The organism is Crocosphaera watsonii WH 8501 (assembly GCF_000167195.1).
GTDB lineage: Bacteria > Cyanobacteriota > Cyanobacteriia > Cyanobacteriales > Microcystaceae > Crocosphaera > Crocosphaera watsonii.
In genome coordinates, this window is record NZ_AADV02000004.1 from 1 (window position 1) to 20,890 (window position 20,890).

Sequence of the window (20,890 nt, forward strand, 5' to 3'; positions counted from 1 at the left end):
AGCTCCAATAACTGAATTAATGGATAGTTTATTTCAGAAAAAAGAAGATTTAGAAGAAGTTAAAAAATTAGTACCAATTTCTACTTGGTATCGCTCTATTCGTTATAAAACAGAAAAGTCATGGAGTTGTCAAAGAAGAGTAGTGACAAAAGTTTTTATGGAAGTGATGGCTTAAAAATGCGCCATGTGGTGACATCTTTGCCCGCTTCAAAAATTCCACCCTCAAAACTTTATACAAAAAAATACTGTCCGAGAGGCGAGATGGAAAATCGGATTAAAGAACAACAATTAGACTTGTTAGCTGATAGAACTTCAACTCAAACATTTCAAAGTAATCAACTAAGATTATGGATACATTCCTGGGCTTATGTTCTCATAAATGCTTTTCGTCAACACTGTTTAAAAAAAACTTCATTGGCTAAAGCAACTGTGGGAAGAATACGTCTAAATCTTCTTAAGTTGGGAGCCAGAATAAAGATTAGTTGTAGAAGAATTATTATCGCTATAGCTAGTGCTTGTCCTTATCAAGATATGTTGTCTATTGCTAACAAAAGAATTAAAACTATTCCTAATACTGGATAAGTAGAATAAGTTGTTTTTTAAAAAAGATATCTATCATAAGTTGTTGACTGACTGATACTTTCATTTAGTCTTATTTATCGTGGAGAAAATCAAAAGTTAATATAATTATTCCCTCTTAAACTCAATTTTTGGATAATCAAAGTCAATTTTTTTATTCATCTATATTCAAAATTTCTATTAGTCCTAAAAATTATCATTTTTCATCTCTGGATTGGGCTTTCAAATTAATTTGTGAGAAATCCGGGATAAGGGACAGCGATGTTCCACAGTCATATTATTTTCTCCTGTCTTACTATTAAACTTTTTTTAGATATGGAATTGTTAGTATAAAAGCTGGTGTTTTTTAGTTTTGTTATTACTCCTATTTTAATCTATTTATTACCTTTTGAGCTTTAATTGTATTAAAACTTTGCATGATCTTCTGCTACGGTATATTGACTCTGTATTATTTAGCCCACCTCCAATCATTGACAATTTACCCTGCTACTGGGCAATTTTTTGGGGTTTTTAGCTTATTTTTGCCCTGGCACACTATAAGAACGCAAACAAACTTTATACTTATTTAATGATCTACTTTTTAAAAATATGTTACCTTCCATAACAAGGTTTCTAGGGAAATTCCCAACTAAACAAGAAAATTATTAGAGTTTTGTAAATCACGTGCGTGTTAAGGAGGTACACATAAAAATAAGAAATAATTGTTAAGATATGACTATTAGGGCTAGTTTGCTTCTAATAACTCAAAAATTGCACCGTAAACTGACTAGAGTGAGCTTTAGCTGTTGGCCACTACCCGCCTGAATCCTAAATGTAAATACAAAATGTTACCTATAATACTGAATTACCTATGTAATTCAGATATACTAGGATTTACTTTTTTTAATAAACCCTTTTAAAATCATCAACTTACGACCGATGTATTTTCTTCAACAGAAACCATCAATTAAAATCCTTAAAATTAACAGAGGGATTAGTAAGTGTAATCGATACTATTAATCGTCCTTATACCTTTCTTATGAAAGCAAAATCAATGAGTTGTATTCCTAGATTTGATTGGTCTGCTAACCAAAATATTCAATCAGAGGTTGTTGTCAAAAACATCAAGGTAGTTGAAGAAACCCGTGAAGCTTTGCAACTTTTGCAAGCTCGCAAAGTAGTTATTTTAGTGTTGGATCAATTAAGCACAGATAAAGCGCAACGGGTGGTTGATTGGATGGCAGGAGGCGCTTGCGCCATTGATGGGCAAACCTTTTGGGTTGCTGAAAAGACGTTTATGTTTGTTCCCAATCAAGTAGATATACAATCGCAACGCCCTGCCCCAAGTTCTCCTTCTCCTTCTTTGAAAGATATTTCAACCTGATGGTTAGGAGGGAACAGGATATTTTTAGATTCAAAGGTCGAATATTGCTTATAATTGTAGCAATTAATGAATATAATAGTTAAAATTTTTGAGTCCTCCTATGAATACTGGGTTACAATCTCAAACTATGGTCAATGACCGTTTTCTGATTCTACGTCAACTCGGTCAAGGGAAGCTAGGAAGAACTTATTTAGCTAAGGATCTTAATCGCTTTAATGAGTCTTGTGTTCTTCAGGAATTTGCTCCCCATGTCTATGATGTTTTAGCCCTAAGAAAAACAGAGGAATTATTTCAACGCAAAGCACAAATTCTCTACACTTTAGACCATCCTCAAATCCCTCGTTTTCGGGAACTATTTTCCTGTCAACAGGGAGAGAAAATGAACCTATTTTTAGTACAAGATTATGTGGAAGGATCGACATATCGTCAACAAATACAACAAAGATTAAAAGCAGGAAACCTTTTTACAGAAATAGAAGTTCAACAATTTTTACTGGGAGTTTTACCCGTTCTCCATTATCTCCACGAAAAAGGGATTATTCATCGGGATATTACACCAAATAACATAATATGTCGTCAAACAGATAATTTACCAACTTTAATCGATTTTGGCAGCGTTAAACAGTTATCAACCATTGCTAATACCTATTTTAAAAATCCAGAATTATTAACCACTAAAATCGTACAAGTGGGTCAACCTGGATACGCACCCCAGGAACAAATCGAACAAGGGATCGTCACAGCCAATAGTGATTTATATGGGTTGGCTGCTACTGCTTGCTCTTTATTGACGGGGAAAGACCCTCTAGAGTTACAGGATAGGGACAATTTAGGCAAAAATTTTTTCTCAGACTTGCCTATTAGTTCGTATTTAAGGCAAATTTTAGGGAAAATGTTGGACAAAAATCCAGGCGATCGCTATTCTTCGGCACAAGAAATCATTAAACTACTCAATCAGTCTTCTCCTCAACCTCTTACCCCTCCCACCCTGGTAGTAAAGTCTGCTATAATGCCTCAGACTTCTCCGGCAAAAGAGATCGTTTCTTCTAGGCAAAAAACAGAACAAACTATGACAGCAACCAACAGCAAAAATAGTCCTATTACTGGCTGTTTAGGTAAGTTATTTTTACTTTTGATGCTAATTTTAGGCTCAGGGACAATGGGATGGTGGGCAGGAAAATTATGGATATCTCAAATCCTTAATGCTCAAGAAAATAACCAAAGTACACCGATTTTTTCGGAGGAATTTTCGACCCCGAAAATTAGCGACCAAGAGTTAGAAAGGAAAACAGAAATAAACACTCGTCGTCGTCAATTAGGATTAGACCATAGTTGGTTTGTTGGGGTGGTTGATGAACTGTTTTGGAATAAATATCCAGAGCAAAAAGACAATATTTTGAGCAATGGCAAAGACGATGTTACTTGGCGCAATAGATGGGATGAAATCGCCATTCAGGTATTAGATAGTTTGGAGTCTTTGAGTTCCCAATCATCACAAAATATCGGTAGTTACACGAAAAATCAGCAAATTAGGTGGAAGCAACAAGCTAATGGTTTATATTTAAGTAGTCGTGCTTTATATGATTTGGTTGATGGGCGTTTTTTTGCTGTTTTTCCTGAACAGGAAAATGAGGACTTTGTTGACGAACCTATTGGTCAAATCTGGAAGGCTATGATTTTTGATACTATCACATCCTTACAAGCAGGTGATAATTACGAAAGGTTAGGATTTGAATTACAGCAAGATGGGAAAATTAAACGGCAGGAAACATTAAAATCTGGTCAAGGAGATGCTTATGTTGCTAACTTAAACGCTAACCAAAGAATGGAGGTGAAATTAAAGGGCGATCGCAATTTACTTTTATCCGTTTATTCTCCTACAGGAAGAAATAATATCTTAGAAGACTCTGGAAATCATCGATGGTCTGGAGAACTAATTGAAAGCGGTTATTATGAATTTACTGTTGTTTCAAAAAGTAAGAAAGTGGTTAATTATGAACTTAATATTACTGTTATAGATTAAAAGATTAAATCTATGGATAATGAGCAAGCACTCCAACAATTTAAAACAGCAATTTATCAAAATAACTATGATGATTTTGATGTGATAGAATTAGGATTATTTCTATTAGAATCAGGAGATTTTCAGCAACGTTGGGACGTAGCTAAGTTATTTCCTCAAGTTGGGGAAAAAATAATAGAGCCTTTATTAATTATCTTAGAAAATGAGAATATAGAGACTGAGTATCGTTGGTTTGTTGCCCGTATTTTATCGGAATTTAATGATCTAAAAGTCATTATTGCCTTTACTAAATTGTTACAAACGACAGAGGAAGAAGAAATATTAAATGTCGTGGCAGAAGGGTTGACAAAAATGGGTAATTCTGCTGTAAAAAGTTTAGAAATATTACTGCAAAGAGATGAATATTCTAGATTATTAGCGGTTAAAGCATTAGCACAAATTCGTCATTCAGATACCATTAAACCCCTACTAACAGTGGTTGATGATTATAACCCAGAAATTCGGGCGATCGCTTTAGAATGTTTGGGAAGTTTTCATCATAAACCACTTATTTTTATCTTAATCAATGCTTTAAGCGATCCTGTTTATTCTGTTCGGAAAGAAGCTATTATTGCTCTAGGAATGCAGTCAAAACTAGCAACAGAATTTAATCTTGTTACCCATTTAAAGCCTTTACTTTATGACATAAATTTAGAAATTTGTCAACAAACGGCCCTAGCTTTAGGAAGAATTAAAACCGATGAAGCGATAGAAGAATTATCCATAGTTCTCCAGAAAAAAACAACTCCCATAGAACTAAAAAAAGAAGTTATTAAAGCTTTAAGTTGGACAGAATTACCTCAAGCGTTGATTTATCTAAAACAAACATTATTTACTGATGATTTAGAGATTTGTAAAATAATAATTGATTTACTAGGAAACCAAAAACGTGAAACAGTTAGAAATCAAAGCAGTGAAATTTTAGAAGATTTTTTATTATCGAATAATCCTATTAGTCAAGAACCAAAAATAAAGCAAAAGGTGGCAGTAGCTTTTGGAGAATTAGGTAATCAAACAGCTATAAGTTGTCTTAAAAAACTATCTCATGATTCCAATAAATCTGTAAAATTACACGCAGTTTCTGGGTTAAAAAAGAATGAACATTAACAGTTATAATTTTAGGCTCTCCTGAACTTATGGTGATAAGCAAAACTTATGATTCGTAGGATGGGTTAGGAACAGAGATGATTTTTCGAGAAACCTTATAAGTTTTGATTTGCGCCGTAACCCATCACAGGTTTTTTGTGTATTTTTATGGTTAGATTCTACTTCGGAAAATAAACTACCCCAACTTGCTACGCTGAAGTTGGGGTTTTCAACAGCCCTAGAGCGTCAAATAAGGTGATTTCCACACTTGAATATACCTGCTTTTCCAATTATTCCCCCCTTTTTAAGGGGGGTTAGGGGGGATCGTAAGGGATCTCCTTTATCAGAAATCACCTAAGGTAAGCTGAAGATACGATTCTTTTTGCTTTACCTTACAAGCCATCTCTGAACCTTCAGGCAGGTTTATAATCTGCCCCAATGCAAGTTTTTCTATATTTTTTGCTCCGTTATAATCAGCATCAAATTTTCCACAGGTATTACAGGTAAATTTCTTACCCTTTCTATTACCAATAACAAAGCATTTATGACAAGTTTGTGATGTCCATGCAGGATTTACTAATATTAGTTTTACCCCTACCAAAACACACTGATAAGTCAAGAATTGTCTTAATTGGTAAAACGCCCAATTATTACCTAGTGCAGCTTGGCGAAAGTAATCCACCAGATTTTTACAGAAACTTTGGTGACTAGCCACGACAATGTGTTTCAATGAAACTAACGGAAGAATCTCGAAGTTGATGTCCATGATAAAAGCATTGCCAATTAACCTCTCCAACCTACAGAAAACAGTACTCCAACAAATAGTGAGAGGGACAACAAACCCCTATCGCCTTGTTAGACGAGCCAAGCTAATCTTAGCCGCAGCATCAGGAGAGAGCAATAGTTCGATTAGTCGAAGATTAGAATTAGACCGAGTACAAGTGCGTCAGTGGCGATCGCGATGGTTTGAGGAGAGAGAAAAACTGAGTGCCGCCGAAGAACAACAGGTAACGGAGAAAGCATTAATGGTCTTGATCAAAGGAATTTTAAGCGATCGCCCAAGACCTGGAACAACAAAATCCTTTACGGTCGAACAAGTAGTCCAGATTGTAGAGATCGCTTGTGAAGAATGTGAAAAATCAGACAGACCAGTGAGCCATTGGACACCTTCAGAGTTGGCGGATGAAGCCATAAAAAGAGGAATTGTCGAAAAGATTTCCCCCCGTAGTGTGGGGCGTTTTTTAAAAAGAAGCGACATTACAACCACATCTCGTTCGTTACTGGTTAAATGCCAAAGTTGATGATCCCTTAAAATTTAAAAAGCAAGTCAAATATATCTGTGAACTTCATCAAGAAGCTAAAACTTTGTTAGAACAAGGAATTCATTTAATTACTACAGATGAAATGACAGGGATTCAAGCTCTTGAGAGATTATTTCCGAACAAAAGAATCAAGCCTAAACAAGTAGAAAAAATCGAATTTGAATATGAAAGACACGGAACTTTAAGCTTGATTGCGAACTGGGATGTGGCAAGAGGAAAAGTTGTTAGTCCCTCTATTGGACCGACAAGAACAGAACAAGATTTTTCTGAACATATCCAGAGAACGATTAAGATTGATGAAAAAGCAGAATGGATTTTTATTGTAGATCAACTCAACACTCATAAATCGGAAAGCTTAGTCAAATTAGTAGCAGAAAGCTGTGAAATTACTATTGATTTGGGGAGAAAAGGAAAGGAGGGGATTTTGCAATCTATGGACAGCAGAGCAGATTTTTTATCAGATGAATCTCATCGAATTCGCTTTGTTTATATTCCCAAACATACATCGTGGCTTAATCAAATTGAGTGTTGGTTTTCGATCTTAGTCCGGCGTTTACTCAAAAGAATTACTGTCCGTTCAACTGAAGAACTATCCCAAAAAATTCTCAATTTTATTGATTACTTTAATCAACATTTTGCTAAGCCGTTCGTTGGGAAATTTAAGGGCTTTAAAGATCATAAGTGACTGGTGGATTATTTTTGCTAAGCTGCACTAGGATATTTTTCTAAATACTCGTTAAAATCCTGTTCATCCAAGACTAAACCAATGATGTCAGTGGAGGCAATAGCTGTCTCGCAACCTTGTCCCCTAGCTAGATTAACCCAACCTAAAACTTCCCCGACTCCTACCATTTCTAGGGGGGTAAACTCTTGATTACAGGGGTTAAACCCTAGAGTTCTTGCTTGTCCTTGATAGATAATAACAATATAGGATAATTGTTCATCTTTTCTAAAGATGACTTCTCCCATGGGATAGCGAAAAGGACGTAACTCTTGAGCCAAGTCAGTTATGGCTATGGGGGGAAGTTCTCCAAAAATCGGGTGTTGGCTAAGAAATTGCTCTATTTGTGGGATTGCTGAAGTCATTCTTAATAAGAATTATTCTAAGTTTTTTTCTAAAGTTAACGTAAATTAAAATCAAACTTAATAAGAATCAGTAATAATATGTCAGAAGCAAGAAGATATGAGGACATAATAGTATTATGTCCCTACAAATACATCTGTGTAGGGGTTACACTCAGAAAGCTGATTTTCTCCTCACCACTGAAACCTGATTGCTATAGGTTTATCTTTCTATTAGTAAATAGTTCATAAAAATATAGTCAAATATGACATATCCTTATTTTGCAGGTGTAACCCTGACTGGGTGAACTACAACACCCTCTATCCCATGGCCAAAGGCATTTGGGACTGCTTTTCTCATGATGTTTAACGAACCGTTGACATCGGCATTGATTAATTTTCTTTTGCCAGTACGATACAAACCTCTATTTATTCGTTTCCCAGAAAAAGTTACTTGATTTTTTTGACCTTTCTGATAAACCGGAAGAGGATCATTATCCAGAAACGAAGCTTTAGATGTATAAGATTCTTCGGTAATAATTATCTTAATTCCCACCATTTCTGCTTTATAAGACAACATTTCTATGAACTTATTATAGGGAATAGATACAAAATTTTGGTTATTTCTTTTCCCTAAGTTAATCTTCTGTTTCCAGTCAGTATTGTGGCCAATAATCAGAGTTCCTATTTTCTGATTAATGAGAGTATTAATAATCAAACGAGATGCTTTATGGAGATAATCATTAATATTAAATTCTCTTTTATTACAAAGTTTTTTTAGTTTCTGGCTTGATTTATTTTCTCCTAAAATAGATTGTAACTCGCTTTTGACTTTGTTATAGTATTGATTGATAGATTTTAACGGTTTGCCATTTATCAAGAGCGGTTTTATTCCGGCTTGATTAAAAGTTAATGTAGCTAAATTGTTTAAACCTATATCAATACTAGCATAACTATTTTCCTCTAACTCGTATTGTTGTTTTTCTGCTTCATAAATGACCTCAATTACATAATGGTTAAGTCTAGGAACAAGATGAACTTGTTTGATTTTTGAAGGTTCTACCTTGGTTTTCAGGTAAATCGCAGTCTTACTGGGATTAATGATACCTTGTTTCAGCTGTTTTTTGCTTATAGCTTCGCCGTATAAACCACCACATTTCTACCCTTGATTTTATGTTTATATCCAGGAAGACGAGGACGAGCTTTAAATTTTGATGGTGTTTCTTTGTAAGCTAAATTAGACTCCTTGAAACTTATCCAGTTTCTGTCAAGTATCATCAAAACTTGTTGAGATCCTTTAGCTGGCATAGCTTGATAGTCTAATTGAGATTGCAGGGTTTTCTGAATGTCATAATAGTTACGGTAAGTATTTTCAAATATAAAAGACTGACGACATAAATAATTAGCATAGTTGTAGAGATTTTTAGATAAGAAACATAGTCGGTCAATTTCAGCATAAAACCGATGATTTTTTTAAATAATATGTCTCTCAACTAATCTCATCAATTAACTCTAACTCATGTTGTTTAATGTCTTGGAAAGCGTGAAAAATTAATGTGGTATCAGTCTGTATTTTTAGACGTTTTTCAGTTTAGGTTTAATTGTACCATTAAACAACTCAAGCAAGTTATTAATTTTTGTTAAGCAGGAGAACGACAAGTACATATAAACTAAGTATATTTGTGATTGTTTGACTATATATGACTATATTTCTGTTGAATGTTTATGATACACCATTGTTGTTTAACCTTGAAAAATTATTTAAGGATTAGGACATGATAACAAAATTTCCTAAAAAGTGCCTCATAAAATCTTACTTTAAAGATTGATCGTGATCGGGTAATCTAACTTCTACTTCTCGTAATGTGCGAAAACCATAGCCCCCTAAACCAACCAAAAACATCCACATAGCCGATAGAGCATAGAGTAGGGCAATACCAGATCCTGACTCAGAGCCAAACAACCATCCAAACATAAAAGACAGGGGCCCATCTATTTGCATAGCAGGTTCAAAAACATTATCGGCTAAAGGGCCAGCAATTAATGTGGCACCAGAAGCAATAATTAAACCAATGGTTTGATCAGCACCTAAAACCCTACCTTGAAGTTTTGGGGGAACCTTAGCATACCAAATAGAATTACTAGAACTATAGAACAAAGGAATATTGAGGGAGGCAAAGAAATGAGCTCCCATCCAAGCAAAGGCATTTTGACCAACTCCCATCAGTGTTTTAAACAACCCTGCTCCCATAAAACCCAATAACATCCCATTAATACGACGGGGAAACCCTCCCCATATACTTAACAAAATCCCTCCTAAAACGCCGCCAATACCTGCTGCTGCGGTTACATTCCCCAATACTTCGGCATTTCCTCCAGAACGAGCTAAAATCATGGGACTATATAGGGCTTTACCCACATCACTAGCCATAGCAAATAGGGAAAAGGCAATAACCATGGCCACTAAACTTGGTCTTTGTGTAATGTAACGCAAGCCAAATGTTAATTGTTGGACAACGGTTTCTGATTTTTCAACTTCCGTGAAATCAGGTTGAGGAATCTTGGCTAAAAATAGGGTTGTTAGGGCAATTGTAAAGGTGATTAGATCAATGGCAATAATCCCTTGTAAACCAATCACCGGATAAAGACGGCCTGCTAGGGCAGGAGAAATAATAGCGGAACCATAGTTCACTGCGGCCACCATACTTTCAGCCCTGGTGTAGTTCTCTTTGGGAACCATTAGGGCAATGGAAGTGGAATAAGCTAGGGTTTGAAGTTGACCAAAAACACTATAAAAGCCTACGGCTACATATAAATGCCAAACTTCTAAACTATCCCAGAAAGCAAGAAGGGCGATAGAAAAAGTACAGATCCCTGCTACCAAGTCTCCTAGAAGCATCAAATATTTACGGTTGATGCGGTCTACAATAATACCTGCTATCGGTGTAACAAAAACTCGAGGCAGTTGGGAGAAAAACCAGACCAAAGTTAAGGCAGTTGCTGAATCAGTTAATTGCCAGATCCAAATTGTCAAGGCAAAAACGGTCATGTAACTGCCGATGGTTGATACCATCTGACCAAACCAAATTAAAAAAAAAGTAGGCATAAATTTGATAATTGGGGTTTACTTTCTGTCGGGGATAAAAACTACTATGGGGTAGAGATTTCTTTGAGATAAGTTACATGATACTGGTTAACAGGACGCAGGATAATCTCTTTTCCTGAATAGGGCGCACTGTTCACTTGTCCACTAATTTCAACTTTGGCCTCATATTTCTTGATCACGTTATCTTTACTAAATTCCAAATGTATCCAGACCCCTGTGGCTTTTTGTGCCAAGCGATCTAATAAAAGGTTAACTTGTGGGAAAGGAAGAAATCGTAAAACTTGGAAAATATAAGGCATAATTCCTTTTGCTTCGATTTTAATCACTTTTGCAGCTTTGGGATAATTAAACCAAGACCAACCTTCTTGTTGCCAAAGCTCCCTTTCAACAATTTGGGCAAATTTTCCCATCCCTGCCCATCCACGATACAATGATGGCATAGTTTCAGGGCTATCACTGTGATTAATCAAAGTATCTAAAGATTCTGAGGTTAAATGTCCCCAATAACGACCCTGTGGTAAATCAATTAATGTTGGGGCAAACTTATGACCCCCAAAATGACTAGATCGCCACACTCGTAGGGGTTGTGTTGAATTTTTTGTGTAGTGCGATCGCAGTTCTTTATAAATGGGATAGCCAAAACGACCACAAGCGAGATCCACATTCGCGTGGGTACAGACTAAAATATCACGAATTTGCTCACTGTCTTGTTGATAAGTGTCCCAATGTTTTAAGGACTGTGATTTATCGGTCAATGATTTTACTAGATCCATTGCTAAAGGAATTAGTTGGTTTTGAGGAACTAAAAATTCCTTTTTTTGGTATCTAGCAAATAGTTTAGCGGGACGATAGTAGTAGAAAAGTCGAGCGTAACCAGGTTGAGAATATTCCCGATCGGGAGCAATCGCAATAGGTCGAACCATAATCCCTTTTTTCCAGATTAGCTGTTTAAGATTTTTAACTAAGGGTTGCAGTTCTTCGTCTTCTACCCACATAGCAGGGGACCAGGGTTGTTTTAACTCCAAAATTAACCAATGATCATGAGTCCTTGCTGTCCCGATAGGATCTTCTCTGTTGGTTTGGGAAATGACCGAACAGTATTGACATTCTGTTTGATTTGGTTTTGTTGATACCATTATTTACATTTTTTAGATATTAAAGTTTTTTAGCTGGTCTGTTTTAATTGTAAACATATTTATGATTCTATCACCTCATTAATCTTTTTTAACTCCCATAGGCCATTTTTCTTGAGTATCAAAACTTGTTGATGGTATTTTAATAAACTTGAACGATGACCAACACTAATAAAAGGAATTGATGTCTTTTGTAGCTGTCGATAAAGTTGTTCTTCATTTTTGCTATCTAAGGCACTGGTGGCTTCATCCAACATGGCATAACGGGGTTCTGTGGCGAACAAACGAGCAAAAGCTAAACGTTGTTGTTCTCCAAGAGATAACACTTTTGTCCAATCTTCTACTGTATTTAAGTCACCAAATTTATCTTGGAGGTTGGGTAAATTAACTTTTTCTAAAAGCTCGAGGAGTCTCCCATCTTCCATCTCATTATTAATATCAGGATACAGTAATTGACTTCGCAAAGAACCAATGGGCATATAGGGACGTTGGGGTAAGAATAATAACTGTTGCCGTTGGGGACGTTTTATAGTTCCCTCTCCTGATAACCATAGTCCTGCCAAAACTCTTAATAAAGAACTTTTCCCTACACCACTGTCTCCCATTATCAATAAACCTTGACCAGACTGAAAATTGATTGCTAAATCTGTTACTAATTTCTGTTGATAGTCAGGGGTGTATAATGTTAGGTTTTCAATGCTTAGAACTGGTGAATCGAAAATTTTTATCGTTTCTTGATTTTTGGAAAATATACTAGAAGAATTATCTAAAGCCCATAATAAACTATCGATCCTTTTAATACTAGAACCCAAAGCACTTAACTGTTCAAACTGAGTTACAATCAAAGTCAAAGCGATTAAAATACTTCTAAATGCTGTTGCAGCTTTACTGAATTCTCCTATTTCTAAATCTCCTGATAAAATACGTGGTGCTAAGAGTAAACCAGGTAATAAAAAAGTAATATATTGATAACCATTTTGAAATAAATTTAGGTTTAATTGCCAACGAATTAAATGATTAAAGTTATTAAAAACAGCCATAAACTGCTGTTTAATCTGCTGTAACTCTTGGTTTTGTCCTTGATAAAAAGCGATTGCTTCGGCATTTTCTCTCACTCTCACTAAGCTAAAACGAAAGTTTGCTTCTCGTTTTAGTTGCTCAAAATTAATTCCCAGTAAAATCCTTCCAAAAATAACTACAGTAACGATAGTTCCTCCTACCGCATAAATTACCAAAAAAATCATTAAAACCCGAGAAATAGACCACAATACTCCAAGAAAACCCAATAATTGGAGAATTGAATCACACATAATCACTAAAAAAGTAAGAGACTGCTCTGTAAAATTTTTAATGTCTTCAGCGATGCGTTGATCAGGGTTATCTACTTGGGGGTAAAAGGTTATTTTGTAATAATCTTGATCGTTTAAATACCGTTCTAAAATATTAAAAGTTAACCAACGTCGCCAGTATAAACTAAGTTTACCTTGAATAAAAATTTTAGTAGATAAAATAGGCACTCCTATGACAATAATCCCTATAAAAACAAGGATAGATTGTCTAAACCTTTCTGCTTCACCACTAGCTAAAGAAGATGTTACTTCTCCTAAAAAAATACTAAATATAATTAATAATACTGCACCCAAAAATGATAATAATAGTAACAATAATAATAGGGTTATTGCTCCCCACCTCTCTTCAGAAAACCAATATAACTTTGCCAGAAACCAAAACTTTTTTAACCATTGTAAATTAAAATTGTTCACACTAATTTTCATATTGATAAACTTAAACATCAACCAAACGCCATCTTTTTTCTCCACAAAGTTCTAAAACTTGGTTATGATACTTAAATAAGGTTGAACGATGACCTACACTGATAAAAGTTACAGATAAGCTTGTAAGTTGTTCATACAAGAAAGCTTCATTTGTTTCATCTAGGGCGCTGGTTGCTTCATCTAGGATGACATATTTTGGTTTAATTAGCCATAAACGAGCAAAAGCTAACCTTTGTTGTTCTCCTGGGGACAAAATTTGTGTCCAGTTGATAACCTCATCAAAAGAGTTAATGCGGTTAGTTACATCTTCTAAATTAACAATATTGAGAATATTTTGCATCTGTTCATCTTTTATATTATCAACAGGATTGGGATAAAATAGTTGATGACGTAAAGATCCCACTGACAAATATGGACGTTGGGGCAAAAATAATATTTCTTCTCGTTTAGGCAAAGCAATTATTCCTTTTCCACAAAACCATAAACCGGCCATTGAACGTAATAATGAGCTTTTTCCAACGCCACTATCACCAATAATTAATAGTGATTGACCTTGAGGAATGGTTAAGGAAATATCTTCGATTAGAGTTCTTTGATAATTAGGTGTAAATAATGTCATGTTTTTTACGCTTAAGTTCTTGCTATGCTGGATATTAATACTAGGTAAATCCAAGTTTTGATTCATTTTTTGCGATTTTTTTAAGGTAGCTAAACGGTTAATACTTGCTGCAAAGAGACTTAATTTATCAAACTGATTAATAACTAAACTCAAGGAAAAGCCGATGCGCTCAAAAGCTGCTTGAGATTGGCTAACAGCACCAATTTCTAGTTCACCGGAAAATAGACGGGGTGCCAAGACAATAAAGGGGAGAATAAAAGTTAGATATTGATAGCTATTTTGAAAAAGACTAAGATTAAATTGCCATCCTATAAATTTATTAAAGTTTTCAAAAGCTTGTATAAATTGCTGTTTAACTTGTTTTTTTTCAGAACTTTGTCCCTGATAAAAAGCAATAGCTTCAGCGTTTTCTCGAATTCTGACTAATCCGAACCGAAAATTAGCCTCTCGTTTCAGTTGTTCAATATTAATCCGAGTTAAAACAGGACCAAAACTGATAATGGCAAATACACTGCCCACAAGAGCATAGATCAATAAGAAAAACATTAATGTTTCAGAAATTGACCAAAGAATGGCAGTAAAACCAATTAATTGTAAAATAGAATCTAAAAATGTGGTAACAAAATAGAGGGATTGTTCAGTAAAAACATTAATGTCCTCACTAATGCGTTGATCTGGATTATCTACTTGCTTATCTAGACTAAGATAATAAAACTTATTGTCCGTAAGATATTGAGATAGAAATGAATTTGTTAACCATCTTCGCCAATAAAGACTTAACTTATTTTGTACATATTTATTTAAGGCCAGTGACGGGACTCCTAAAACAATTAAAACAGAAAAGAGGGAAATCGCTCTGAAAAAACGTTGATTACTTCCCGAAACAAGAGCAGAAATCAACTCTCCTCTTTGTAAACTTTCTAAAACGAGAAACGTGCTACTACTTACCGATAAAAATATAACTAATAATAATAGTCCTCTAGCTCGCCATTTTTCAGAGGAAAACCAGTAAGGATAAGCCACAAAACAAGCTTGCTGAATAATGGATTGGGTTGATTGTTGTATTCGTCTTTGAGAAGATTGCTGATTATCGAACATAATATCTCGTTGAAAAAAATGTAACTTCCTATACTTAATTTATTTTTTAAACTTTCAAGGGTCAGAGAATGTTTTTCCGGTCTACCCCTCCTGGAAAGATAGGGCGGGTTGCCCTCTGTCTTTTCCCTCTGGCGATGAAATGTTTAGACTTTGTACAGAAATTAGGTTTTAATACAAATTTTAGTTGAACAATCTTCATTACAATTTGATAATTATTAGCAATTAGTGAAATATGAAATGGACGTTTGATTAATTTTTGGCTATTCTTAAAGTAGATAAGGATGAAGTAAGGGATAGGCATAACTCATATATTTTATTGAGTTATGTAAAGTGAAAAATGAATGAATCAAAAAGTTTTGTTGAATCCATAGCAAGCTTTGATTATGAAGCTTTGGGGAAAGAGCAGGAACAGATAATTCAGCAATTGACCCAAGAAATCAGAGATTGTTTACGACGCTCTGCCCAAGATATTTGGGAGATTGGGCAAAAACTGGCTGATGTGCGAGATCGCCTGAAATATGGGCAGTTTGACACCTGGTTAAAAACGGAGTTTGGTTGGAGTCGTCGTACCGCCTATAATTTTATCAGTGTTTACCAAACTTTTGGGGAACGTGCCAATCTTGCAAAGGTTAATATTGCCACCTCAGCATTATATTTACTGTCTGCTCCATCGACTTCGCAAAAAGTGAGAGAGGAATTTTTGCAAAAAGCTCGGTCTGGAGAAACTATTACCTATAAGCAACTATCGGAAGTTATTCAAAAAGAAAAATCTGCAACTCAGGCAACAGTTGAGATTGAGAATGTTGAAGAAAAACCACTCTCTATCAAGCCTGAGATTATGAAGATAATCCCAAAAGTTCACCATTCAGTTTGTTCTAGCAGTGAAGAGGCAACTACTTTCTCTGAACCCTCAAACACAAGCCTGATTCAGAATATTCAAAGAGGATGGTATTGTTTAGAGTACCAAAATTTTCTCTTTTGTGGTGATACGGCCTCCTCACAGTTTGTTGACAACATTCCCTATGCCTCCTTAGCCATCGCCATCACTACAGACGATTGGGATCACGATTGGTTGGTAGACAAGGCCAAATCTGTGCTAATTTTTCCTGAAAATCAAAGTGATTCGGGTTTAATCACCCAATTAATTACCTTATTCACCGAACCAGGACAAATGATAATTTTCCCTTGGTTACCAAACCCAGATATGATAGCCATTGCTCATCTATTGAACCGTAAAATTTTTGCAGGAGATCCCAGTGTTGAACGCTGTCAGTTAGCTGTTCAGCGATCGCAGTTATACATTGCGGATAGTCAAACTTGTGAGATCCTGCTAAGCTGAGTCTCTCCAACTGCCCCAATACCAGACTTTCACTACTTATCAAAACCATGTCTTTCCCCATTTTTGCATAAACGACTTAAGATAGATCGATAAACTTATATAAGCTAAGTTATAAGTTATCGCGCTTAGGGAGGGAACCCGAGGAATGGCTATTCTGACTAGAGGAGGTAATTGATTTTGGGAGGGGTGATCTATATCGGCGATCGCAAAGCAGGGAAAACCTATCTAGCGATGGAATTAACCAATAAAGCTGACAAAAAATGTGTTGAGGTGACTAATTTAGATTATGACATCCTCAAAAGTCTTCTTTATGATTCAAATAAAGGAGAAACAAGAGGGACAAACTCTGAGGCTTCTATTTATAAAGAATATATGGAAGTTGAAGTTAAGTTAGGAATGGAAAAACCGAAAACAATCTCTTCCGATTGGATTGATACCCCTGGAGACATTTGGCGTACAAGTTGGCAACAAAATAATCGTGATCAATGGGAAATATTTTTAGATTCTATTCAAAAAGCGGAGGGGATTTTATTGATTTTCCCTCCCTATCGAGAGATTATTGATCCTAGAAAAGCTGTTCAAGATGATTACATGACTCGTGAACAATGGACAAGAAGGTTTGAGCGGTGGATTAAGTTTTTTGAGAAAGATTGTCCCCAAGTTCGACATTTACTCTTGTGTGTGAATAAGGTGGATCATTGTATAACTGAGTATCAAGATGAAGCTAAAAAACTAGCGTACGACCCCACAAGTGAAAGATTAAGTTGGCAAACAAAACATGACTATGTATATCGACGTTATTTTAGTCCCTTTCGTAGCCAAATTAAGCGATTAAATAAAAGTTTTCGAGGGGCTTCTGTTCGTTGTTTTATTACCACTATTTACAGTAGAGAATTATTAGAATTACCTTGGATTTATTTAGGGTTTGCTGAAAAAGTTTCTCCAAAATTTATGCCACTTTTGACCAAGAATTTTCTGACAAATCAATAAGTTTTAGTACATAAAAATTGTTTAAAGTATAATCAAAATTAATGAAAGGCGGTTTGATGAGTTCCCCTGTTCTATTATTAGTAAATAAGGACAAAAAAAGCGACAAAAACTGCCTCAGAAGTTTAGAAAGATTGACAACAAAAAATGTAATAGCAATAGATGTAATGGAGGTTTCAGGTAGTTTTGTTATCACGAGATTTAGGCTAAATCTTCGTTTAGCTTGTCCAAACTTTCCCTCAATAGCATTACGGAAGCATTCATCGGAGTGGGCTTGTTTCTTTTCTTCTTCACTGACATTTTTCGGAGGTCTTCCTAACTTCGGACCACTGATTCTTATCCCTCTTTCCTTACACCAATTTCTGTTTTCCCTAGTTCGATAAATTTTATCTACATGGACGGATTCGGGATAATAGCCAAACGTTTCTTTATACTTTTCTACTTGTTCTTTTAAATGACAAGATTCATTGAAGTTTTCCCAACTTATTTTGTCTAGAAACACATAGTTATCTACACAGCTTACTGAGAGTTTAGCTCCAAACTCTATTGGTTTTCCTGCTTTTCCCCTCACTATTGGACGAATATGCCGTTGAGTTAAACTTACAATTCTTTGAGGAACACTCTGGGTCTTATTCTCCCACATTGACTGTTGTTGTTCATAAACTTTTTTGATAGTCTCTAGACAATTTTTCTGTCTTTTACTCAGATTTTCCAGGGAAGCCCCAGCTTGAATTAAGTCTTCTATATTTCCTAAATTTTTCTTAAGGTATTTTAACTGTTTCCCGATAGCTTTTCTTCTTTCTTGATAAGATACTTTTCGTTTTTTAGCTACTTTTAAGTATTCCTTTCTAGCAATTTTTCTAGAAGTTCTCGGCTTTTTTCTCAATTTTACTCTTAATGGTTTATAAAGATTATCTATTATTCTTTCTGTGTTCAAGATTTAGTTGTTGTTGCAATGATCTTGTTAACTGCTTTTAGTGAGGAATCTCAACAGTCCTTAAGTCAAGAAATTGTTTCAGTTGTTTTAAAGGGCGGAATCTTTTTATTATTTATTGCTTTTTTAACCCGTTATATTTTACCCAAATTACTCCACGCTTTGGCTTATTCAACGGAATTATTGTTAATTTTTGCTATTTCTTGGGCTATTACTTTAGCAGCAATGGGAGACAGTTTAGGGTTTAGTAAAGAGGTAGGTGCATTTGTAGCCGGGGTGTCTTTAGCATCTACCAGTTATCGGGCAACCATTGGGGCAAGATTGGTCAGTTTAAGAGACTTTTTATTACTGTTTTTCTTCATCGATTTAGGTATTCATGTTAATGTCAGTTATTTGGGTGCGGAAATAATTTCTGCAGTGGTTTTATCTCTGTTTGTCTTAGTAGGTAAAACTGTGATGATTATGGCATTAATGAGTATTATGGGTTATGGAAAACATACTAGCACTGTTACCAATTTATCGTTGAGTCAAATCAGCGAATTCTCTTTAATTATTGCGGCATTAGGACTTGATTTAGGTCATATTGATGAGAATGTTTTAGGGTTAATTACGTTGGTAGGATTAATTACTATGGGAGTCTCCACTTATATGATTATGGGCTCTCATATTATTTATGAAAAATTATTACCTATTGTCTCCCATTTTGATAAATTAATACCCCATCGTCACCAAAAACTAGGTAACTTAGACGAAGTTGATGTTTATGGAGTTGATATTATTTTGTTTGGTTTAGGAAGATATGGGGGTAGTTTAATTAGAGCATTACAAGGTTCAGATTTACAAGTTTTAGGTGTGGATTTTAACCCCGAATTAGTGAGACAATGGCGGAACAAAGGACTACTAGCTTTTTATGGAGATGCAGAAGATCCTGAATTTGCTGCAACCCTCCCTTTAAATCAGGCTAAATGGGTAATTAGTACCTTACCAGGGGAACGAATTGGTCTAACTTTATTACACACCTTAGAATATCAAAAATATCAAGGTAAAATTGCCTTAACCAGTCATACCGAAAGAGAAATGGAAATTCTTAAAAATGCAGGTTCTGATCTTGTTTTATTACCCTTTAGAGATGCAGCATACGAAGCTGCGAGGGTCTTAGTTACTGATTTCAATGAATAGTCAGAAGGAGGGAGTAAATGAGAAAACTTAATAAAAGTACAAGAACCGAGGAATGTGTGTCTCGATTGCGTACAATGAAATTAAGATACACTCATCGATGCCATCAGATCGCTTTAGTTAAAAACTGATGTGCTACTCTCATCACAAAAAATTGAGATAATTAGGAGGAATAACGATGACGAATGTATTTCCTCGCCAAAAAGAACTAGATTTTGGTTGCCTGTGGTTTGACTTTTGTGAATGGATAACAAGTACGAACAACCGCATTTACATCGGTTGGTTTGGGGTTATGATGATCCCCACTCTTATCGCAGCTACCAGTGCCTTTATTATCGCTTTTATGGTGGCTCCCCCAGTGGATATGGAAGGGATCAGAGAACCCGTTATTGGTTCGCTCTTAGGGGGTAATAACCTGATCAGCGCAGCCGTGATACCCAGTTCCGCAGCGATCGGGTTACACTTTTATCCCATCTGGGAAGCAGCCTCGGTTGATGAATGGCTTTATAATGGAGGCCCTTATCAATTAATCATTTTCCACTTCTTAATCGGGGTTTTGTCCTATTTAGGGCGTTTATGGGAATTAAGTTACCGTTTAGGAATGCGTCCTTGGATTTCCGTTGCCTTTTCTGCTCCTGTGGCCGCAGCTACTTCTATCTTCCTGATTTATCCTATAGGACAAGGTAGTTTTTCCGAAGGAATGCCATTAGGAATTAGTGGTACGTTTCACTTTATGTTAGGATTCCAAGCTGACCACAATATTTTGATGCACCCCTTGCATATGTTGGCGGTTTCAGGTGTCTTTGCTGGTGCATTGCTTTCTGCATTGCAGGGTTCTTTAGTAACCTCTACTCTCATCCGAGAAACCAGTATTTCCGAGTCAATTAACCAAGGGTATCATTTTGGGCAACGAGAAGAGACTTATAACCTAGTAGCCGGACATTTAAGCTACTTAGGCCGTCTTCTCATCCCGAGTTTGGGCTTTAAGAACGATCGTTCCGTTCATTTTCTGTTGGCCGCCTTCCCAGTGATTGGTATTTGGTGTGCTGGTTTAGGTATTAGTGTCATGGCTTTCAATTTAAACGGGTTTAACTTTAATCAATCCATTCTTGATAGTCAAGGCCGAGCTATTCCCACAGAAGCGGATCTGCTCAACCGTGCTAATTTAGGAATTCGCTCTATGCACGCGCCCAATACCCATCATTTCCCGTTGACTTTAGCCTAATAACGTGAGTTCGGAGTTCGGAGT

The 20,890-nt window shown here is 35.7% G+C and carries 15 protein-coding genes and 3 pseudogenes; 10 read left to right on the top strand and 8 right to left on the bottom strand.

All coding sequences use genetic code 11. From position 1 onward, the window contains the following. From CWATDRAFT_RS08740 to CWATDRAFT_RS08755, 4 genes and pseudogenes are all read left to right on the top strand, one after another. Positions 1–582, top strand: a pseudogene (locus CWATDRAFT_RS08740) (transposase); the annotation flags it as partial. A 1,030-nt stretch (positions 583–1,612) separates the two neighbouring features. Further along, positions 1,613–1,942, top strand: coding sequence for a cell division protein SepF (locus CWATDRAFT_RS08745; RefSeq protein WP_021829819.1), 330 nt, complete (start codon positions 1,613–1,615; stop codon positions 1,940–1,942). A 100-nt stretch (positions 1,943–2,042) separates the two neighbouring features. Continuing rightward, complete coding sequence (locus CWATDRAFT_RS08750) at positions 2,043–3,965, top strand: serine/threonine-protein kinase (RefSeq protein WP_007304671.1); 1,923 nt, start codon at positions 2,043–2,045, stop codon at positions 3,963–3,965. 12 nt (positions 3,966–3,977) lie between these two features. Further along, the gene (locus CWATDRAFT_RS08755; RefSeq protein ID WP_007304672.1) at positions 3,978–5,111 is read left to right on the top strand and encodes a HEAT repeat domain-containing protein; all 1,134 of its coding nucleotides are present in this window, start codon (positions 3,978–3,980) and stop codon (positions 5,109–5,111) included. A 322-nt stretch (positions 5,112–5,433) separates the two neighbouring features. Here the strand turns inward: CWATDRAFT_RS08755 and CWATDRAFT_RS08760 are convergent, their stop codons facing one another. Then, on the bottom strand, positions 5,434–5,805 hold the full coding sequence (locus tag CWATDRAFT_RS08760) for a transposase (protein ID WP_232287047.1): 372 nt from the start codon (positions 5,803–5,805) through the stop codon (positions 5,434–5,436). A gap of 4 nt (positions 5,806–5,809) precedes the next feature. Between CWATDRAFT_RS08760 and CWATDRAFT_RS08765 the strand changes: the two genes are divergently transcribed. After that, complete coding sequence (locus tag CWATDRAFT_RS08765; protein ID WP_007303122.1) at positions 5,810–6,391, top strand: helix-turn-helix domain-containing protein; 582 nt, start codon at positions 5,810–5,812, stop codon at positions 6,389–6,391. Positions 6,392–6,455: 64 nt separating this feature from the next. Then, positions 6,456–7,097, top strand: a complete 642-nt coding sequence (locus CWATDRAFT_RS08770; RefSeq protein WP_007304673.1) for a transposase — start codon at positions 6,456–6,458, stop codon at positions 7,095–7,097. 17 nt (positions 7,098–7,114) lie between these two features. Here CWATDRAFT_RS08770 and CWATDRAFT_RS08775 read toward each other — a convergent pair whose 3' ends face one another. The 6 genes and pseudogenes from CWATDRAFT_RS08775 to CWATDRAFT_RS08800 form a co-directional block, all read right to left on the bottom strand. Continuing rightward, positions 7,115–7,498 carry a cyclic nucleotide-binding domain-containing protein gene (locus tag CWATDRAFT_RS08775; protein ID WP_007304852.1) on the bottom strand — a complete coding sequence of 128 codons (384 nt, stop codon included), beginning with the start codon at positions 7,496–7,498 and terminating at the stop codon, positions 7,115–7,117. A 253-nt stretch (positions 7,499–7,751) separates the two neighbouring features. Then, positions 7,752–8,923, bottom strand: a pseudogene (locus CWATDRAFT_RS08780) (RNA-guided endonuclease InsQ/TnpB family protein). A 364-nt stretch (positions 8,924–9,287) separates the two neighbouring features. Continuing rightward, a complete protein-coding gene (locus tag CWATDRAFT_RS08785) occupies positions 9,288–10,580 on the bottom strand; it encodes an MFS transporter (RefSeq protein ID WP_007304849.1) in 1,293 nt (430 codons plus the stop codon). A 44-nt stretch (positions 10,581–10,624) separates the two neighbouring features. After that, positions 10,625–11,716, bottom strand: coding sequence for a sucrase ferredoxin (locus CWATDRAFT_RS08790; protein WP_007304848.1), 1,092 nt, complete (start codon positions 11,714–11,716; stop codon positions 10,625–10,627). 59 nt (positions 11,717–11,775) lie between these two features. Next, a complete protein-coding gene (locus CWATDRAFT_RS08795) occupies positions 11,776–13,506 on the bottom strand; it encodes an ABC transporter ATP-binding protein/permease (protein ID WP_007304847.1) in 1,731 nt (576 codons plus the stop codon). Beyond that, positions 13,499–15,205, bottom strand: a complete 1,707-nt coding sequence (locus CWATDRAFT_RS08800) for an ABC transporter ATP-binding protein/permease (protein WP_007304846.1) — start codon at positions 15,203–15,205, stop codon at positions 13,499–13,501. Before CWATDRAFT_RS08800 ends, CWATDRAFT_RS08795 begins: the two co-directional genes overlap by 8 nt. Positions 15,206–15,542: 337 nt before the next feature. Between CWATDRAFT_RS08800 and CWATDRAFT_RS08805 the strand changes: the two genes are divergently transcribed. Next, positions 15,543–16,544 carry a DUF3102 domain-containing protein gene (locus CWATDRAFT_RS08805; protein WP_007304674.1) on the top strand — a complete coding sequence of 334 codons (1,002 nt, stop codon included), beginning with the start codon at positions 15,543–15,545 and terminating at the stop codon, positions 16,542–16,544. A 186-nt stretch (positions 16,545–16,730) separates the two neighbouring features. Beyond that, positions 16,731–17,534, top strand: coding sequence for a hypothetical protein (locus CWATDRAFT_RS08810; RefSeq protein WP_232287048.1), 804 nt, complete (start codon positions 16,731–16,733; stop codon positions 17,532–17,534). Here the strand turns inward: CWATDRAFT_RS08810 and CWATDRAFT_RS08815 are convergent. Then, positions 17,494–18,468 (bottom strand): annotated as a pseudogene (locus tag CWATDRAFT_RS08815) (IS5-like element ISCwa2 family transposase); the annotation flags it as partial. The gene CWATDRAFT_RS08810 and the pseudogene CWATDRAFT_RS08815 sit on opposite strands and share 41 nt — an antisense overlap. A gap of 18 nt (positions 18,469–18,486) precedes the next feature. Between CWATDRAFT_RS08815 and CWATDRAFT_RS08820 the strand changes: the two are divergent. Continuing rightward, positions 18,487–19,644 (top strand): cation:proton antiporter, encoded by a 1,158-nt coding sequence (locus CWATDRAFT_RS08820; RefSeq protein ID WP_007304676.1) that lies wholly within the window; start codon positions 18,487–18,489, stop codon positions 19,642–19,644. 175 nt (positions 19,645–19,819) lie between these two features. After that, a complete protein-coding gene (psbA, locus tag CWATDRAFT_RS08825; protein WP_007304677.1) occupies positions 19,820–20,866 on the top strand; it encodes a photosystem II q(b) protein in 1,047 nt (348 codons plus the stop codon). Positions 20,867–20,890 lie beyond the last annotated feature (24 nt).